The organism is Holospora undulata HU1 (assembly GCF_000388175.3).
Classification (GTDB): domain Bacteria; phylum Pseudomonadota; class Alphaproteobacteria; order Holosporales; family Holosporaceae; genus Holospora; species Holospora undulata_A.
In genome coordinates this window covers 1-4,124 of the sequence record NZ_ARPM03000088.1, presented here as the reverse complement: position 1 = coordinate 4,124, position 4,124 = coordinate 1, and the positions used below count along the sequence as shown (strand labels likewise).

Annotated in this window: 8 protein-coding genes; 4 read left to right on the top strand and 4 right to left on the bottom strand. The window is 38.7% G+C overall.

Annotation, left to right across the window (positions count from 1 at the left end):
* Window positions 1–101: 101 nt before the first annotated feature.
* The gene (locus tag K737_RS01755) at window positions 102–299 is read right to left on the bottom strand and encodes a transposase (RefSeq protein ID WP_023491842.1); all 198 of its coding nucleotides are present in this window, start codon (window positions 297–299) and stop codon (window positions 102–104) included.
* Between the two features lie 29 nt (window positions 300–328).
* On the opposite strand from K737_RS01755, the gene K737_RS11380 reads away from it, so the two are divergent.
* Complete coding sequence (locus tag K737_RS11380; RefSeq protein ID WP_268743846.1) at window positions 329–451, top strand: hypothetical protein; 123 nt, start codon at window positions 329–331, stop codon at window positions 449–451.
* A gap of 239 nt (window positions 452–690) precedes the next feature.
* Here K737_RS11380 and K737_RS06730 read toward each other — a convergent pair whose 3' ends face one another.
* Complete coding sequence (locus tag K737_RS06730) at window positions 691–1,584, bottom strand: hypothetical protein (RefSeq protein ID WP_152531033.1); 894 nt, start codon at window positions 1,582–1,584, stop codon at window positions 691–693.
* A gap of 173 nt (window positions 1,585–1,757) precedes the next feature.
* Here K737_RS06730 and K737_RS08790 point away from each other — a divergent pair, with 173 nt between their 5' ends.
* On the top strand, window positions 1,758–1,895 hold the full coding sequence (locus K737_RS08790) for an IS630 transposase-related protein (RefSeq protein ID WP_081731144.1): 138 nt from the start codon (window positions 1,758–1,760) through the stop codon (window positions 1,893–1,895).
* A 360-nt stretch (window positions 1,896–2,255) separates the two neighbouring features.
* Window positions 2,256–2,381, top strand: a complete 126-nt coding sequence (locus tag K737_RS11375; protein WP_268743845.1) for a hypothetical protein — start codon at window positions 2,256–2,258, stop codon at window positions 2,379–2,381.
* 393 nt (window positions 2,382–2,774) lie between these two features.
* Here K737_RS11375 and K737_RS01735 read toward each other — a convergent pair whose 3' ends face one another.
* Window positions 2,775–3,023, bottom strand: coding sequence for a hypothetical protein (locus tag K737_RS01735; RefSeq protein ID WP_006293223.1), 249 nt, complete (start codon window positions 3,021–3,023; stop codon window positions 2,775–2,777).
* Window positions 3,024–3,028: 5 nt separating this feature from the next.
* On the opposite strand from K737_RS01735, the gene K737_RS01730 reads away from it, so the two are divergent.
* Complete coding sequence (locus tag K737_RS01730; protein WP_006293218.1) at window positions 3,029–3,448, top strand: hypothetical protein; 420 nt, start codon at window positions 3,029–3,031, stop codon at window positions 3,446–3,448.
* Window positions 3,449–3,844: 396 nt separating this feature from the next.
* On the opposite strand, the gene K737_RS11820 is transcribed toward K737_RS01730, so the two are convergent.
* Window positions 3,845–3,925: a transposase gene (locus K737_RS11820; RefSeq protein ID WP_407636443.1), complete on the bottom strand. Its 81-nt coding sequence runs from the start codon at window positions 3,923–3,925 to the stop codon at window positions 3,845–3,847.
* Window positions 3,926–4,124: the final 199 nt, after the last annotated feature.

Below are 4,124 nucleotides of genomic sequence, written 5' to 3'. Positions count from 1 at the left end.
TTATTTCAATTTACATGAGATCTAAAGAAATCTTTTATTAAAACATTAATTATTATTTCAGGAGGGGATTTCAATGCTGTTAAACATTTATTTTGACACTTTCAACACTTATGGGCTATAGGGGAGGGCAAATAATGCACCTCAATCCCCCTTTCTTTCTCTATTTTTTGGGTGACTTTGCTTGTGTTATAAGGTTGTTGATCCAAGATCAGATGAATTGGCGCCTTTGGATAAGCGTCTTTCAGCGGATCAAAAAACGTCTTTAAGGGGGCGCTATTCAAGGTTTTTAAGGATACCACCGTAGGCGCGTGTGCCTCCCATTAGGTTCATGCGTGTAAGGCTGTCATGGCAATGGGGGTGCCTGACAGGTGATTTTCGTTTCCATGGTGGGGGGCACGTCATCACAAAACAGGATGGGTTCATCCTTCGGCGGCGTTGTCATCACCGTTGAATAAAGGCTTCCTGCTTGGTTTCCTTTTCGGGCCGTGCTTCTGGCTTTTTAAATGAAAAGTTATGGGCGTGCAGCCACAACGTCTTGCCTTAAACCCTATACGCAATGCCTCAAAAACATAAGCACAGGTATCGCTTACTTTCATATACGTCGTGGCTTCCATTTTTATTAAATTCTCAAAAAATATAAAAAATCAACTTAATTGAGGAGACGCTTTAGGAGGATGAAAATTTTTTTTATTATTTCCCCCGGGAGTATTGCTCTGGATAGTGCTGTCCTTGTCCTTGGGAAGGCTGTTGCTCTGGATAGTGCTGTCCTTGTCCTTGGAAAGGCTGTTGCTCTGGATAGTGCTGTCCTTGTCCTTGTCCTTGGAAAGGCTGTTGCTCTGGATAGTGCTGTCCTTGTCCTTGGAAAGGCTGTTGCTCTGGATAGCGCTGCCCTTGTCCTTGGAAAGGCTGTTGCTCTGGATAGCGCTGCCCTTGTCCTTGGAAAGGCTGTTGCTCTGAATAGTGCTGCAGTTGGGGATAGTGTCGTTCTTCGTTTTGATGGTAAGGAGAAGATATCCCCTCTTCTTGTTTGTTGATCAATTTGTTTTGAATCTTTAACGAACTTTTCTGAAGGTTTTGGTCTCGCATTGCAGTACTTGATGATATAGCTCCTTGAATTGCTGGCGCACCCACTACTGAGGCACCGGCAACTGCTCCTAATGCTAAAGTTGCCGCTGGCATCGCGGTATCCATTACATTGTCTACAACTTTTTGCATGCTTTTCAACTGAGAATTAGAAACTCCTCGGGCCTGTTCTTTTTTTCCAGCATCTGATTCATTCAAAATCAATCCTTTCCCAGCACAGTATTTTCTTGCTTCCTCCATAGCACCATCCCTAGGGCGGCATCCACCGGCTGTTACTTGAAAACAAGATTCTATTGGCTTATTATAAATTTCTTTATTATTACCATATTGATCCATGCATGAAACGTTGTAAGGGGTTCCGCAACGCGCACATCCTTTTCCTCCAGTCGTCACAAGATTTGCAGTGTACTTAAACATCGTAGAAGGAATGTCGAATATACCGCTATAACTTTTTTCAGTCTGAAATAAAACGAAAAAAATAAGTATTTTTTTATATTTCATATTAATAAATTTCTTTTTTTTCATTGTAATATTTTTTAATGAAAAAACTGACAAAAAAGTTATCATAAAAGATGATTTTGAGTAAAATTTATAAAAAGAGAATAAATGTATAGTAATTCAGGTTGAATTAGGTGTGATTTTTTTGTTATTTTTTTTGTTAAAATAAAAGGAAAATGACAAAGAGCTCCAGCAACGATTTAAGACAAAGGGGAATAGAATATTTAGATGAAGGGGGCAGGTATATTAAAGCATCGCACCTATTTAAAATAAGTGTATCAGCGATAGGAAGTTGGTATAGAAAATTGGCATAGAAAATACAGACAAGAAGGCAGTTATTTTTTTAAGAGGCATTGGTGGCTCAGAAAAAAAGATTGATTTAGAGAAGCTTAAAGCGTACGTCAAACAAAACTAAGATAGGCCCTTAAAAAAAGCTGCTCAAGAATTTGGGGTGAATATTTTTACACTCAGCTCAGGTACTGGTTAAAAAGATTAAGCTATAGCTTAAAAAAAAGACTTTTCGTACGTAGAAGCAAGCAAATAAAAGCGAAGTCAGTATCAAGAATCGATAAAATATATAGCGTATCCAAGTCTTTTATATACCAAATCAAACTGAAAGTGTTGGACTAATGCGTTAAAAGTAGTCATTGACGCGCTCGACAAGATCCCTGGCGATGCTGTCCCAGGTTTGGTCGAAAAAATTGCAGCATACTCTCGCAAAACTTTTTGGCAGAGGCGAAAAATCGATTATTGCGCACATGTTCATTCTTCGATGGGGGGCTGGTTTGGGCTGGAAATAATGCTGCTTTTGGGTGTCTTTTCTTGTAGGGTTCTTGATCCAAGATCAGGTAGAACGGCGCCTTTGGATAACGTCTTTTCAGCTAATCAAAAAACGTCTTCAAGGTTTCTAAGAATACCACCCGTCAAATCCAAGGGCTCCCATCAGGTTCATCCTCCGGAGGTGTGTGTCATCACCGTTGAATAAAAGGCTTCCCGCTTGGCTGCCTTTTCGGGCCGTGCTGCTGGCTTTTTAAACGAAAAGTTATAGGCGTGCAACGTCTTGCCTTGAATCGTATACGCAATGCCTCAAGAAAGCGCAGATATCACTCACTTTCATATACGTCGTGGCTTTCCAAATGTTCGATAAGTTCCGCTGTTTGTGAAATATTCAGCTTGCTCACAGAGCCCTCGCTTTACACCATTAACTTTTGATCCTCCTTACGCTCCTCTAATGACGACTGATCGTCAATCAGAAGAGCTTTAACAATTTGACGATAGCTCCACCCCTTGTCGGATAACAAAACTGCCTTAATCCTATCTTCTACGCGTCGGTCTTTTCTTGCCGATGCTGCGTTCTTAACGCAAAACGATCTTATTCTGTCAGAAATCTTTGCATAAGAAAAATTATTAACACATAAAATTAAACTTTTAAACAATTTCATTTAGCATGAGTATAGGCATTTCTGAAAGCTTAGACAGTAAAGCTGAAAACGGGTACGAAATGCACGATTGTGTGCGCGCATCAAACACAGTGGTGCTAAAAAAACATGGGAACCAGGCTGGAGGAACAAGCAATAAGATCTCTATTCAATCTGTTATACCCAAGATTAATCCAATTAGCAATATCAGCGCTTTTTACTTGAAAAAAGATCAAGACCATGATCTGGAGGAGAGCGACGCATTGTATTTACGCCGTAATTTTGGTCCAAATTTTTTTTTTCTAAACTTAAATCAATACCGCACCATTACCCCGCGCTATCATAAAACGTCTGTAAATTTCTTGTGCACTATTCACTTAGCTTCGATAATATTTTTTGGTCTATTCCTATTGTTTTTATTCAGAACCATTTCACCGCTATCGTTTTAACTACAGTTACAAGACTAAAAAAAATCTAAAATTCTTTTGTTTTTTCCGAATAAAAAAACTTAATTCTATTATTTTATCTTTTATCGTGGGGATAACAAGGATCGAACCTGTGACCTTTAAGATGTCAACGTAACGCTTTTCCGCTAAGCTATACCACCATCCCCTTTGATTATACTTTATTTATCAACACATTACTAGGGGGCGATACAAAAAAATTTTCAGACCAAAATTATGGGGAAAGTACGATGCGTCGCTCTCCTCCAGATCACGGTCTTGATCTTTTTTCAAGTAAAAAGCGGTGATATTGCCAATTGGATTATCTTAGCTATATAGTAATTTAGGTTGAATTAGATATTTTAAAGAACCAAGAAATAGCGTCGAATAGAGCATTGAAATTTAGTATATTGTCTTCCTCTTCATATTCGCCCAGAATTTCTCTATTGGATTCAAATCACAAGAGTAGGGCGGTAAAAAAATTATACTGCGTTTTACAGATTATTTATGAAAAGAGGCATTATCCATAATAACACCTTGACCAGGATTTAGTTCCTTGATCAGAAATCTACACAAGCTTGGAATAATAAAGTGTCGCAAGGTCTCTTAAACCCCATTGGTGCTATTTGGCGTTTTATTAACCAAACCGGCAATACTATTTGTTTTTTGATACTATTTCCCA

What these genes read in the sequence shown, in the direction of transcription:
- K737_RS11380 (WP_268743846.1), top strand. Translation starts at nt 329, where the DNA reads ATGCGTGTAAGGCTGTCATGGCAATGGGGGTGCCTGACAGGTGATTTT.
- K737_RS06730 (WP_152531033.1), bottom strand. Translation starts at nt 1,584, where the DNA reads ATGAAATATAAAAAAATACTTATTTTTTTCGTTTTATTTCAGACTGAA.
- K737_RS08790 (WP_081731144.1), top strand. Translation starts at nt 1,758, where the DNA reads ATGACAAAGAGCTCCAGCAACGATTTAAGACAAAGGGGAATAGAATAT.
- K737_RS11375 (WP_268743845.1), top strand. Translation starts at nt 2,256, where the DNA reads ATGCTGTCCCAGGTTTGGTCGAAAAAATTGCAGCATACTCTCGCAAAA.
- K737_RS01735 (WP_006293223.1), bottom strand. Translation starts at nt 3,023, where the DNA reads ATGAAATTGTTTAAAAGTTTAATTTTATGTGTTAATAATTTTTCTTAT.
- K737_RS01730 (WP_006293218.1), top strand. Translation starts at nt 3,029, where the DNA reads ATGAGTATAGGCATTTCTGAAAGCTTAGACAGTAAAGCTGAAAACGGG.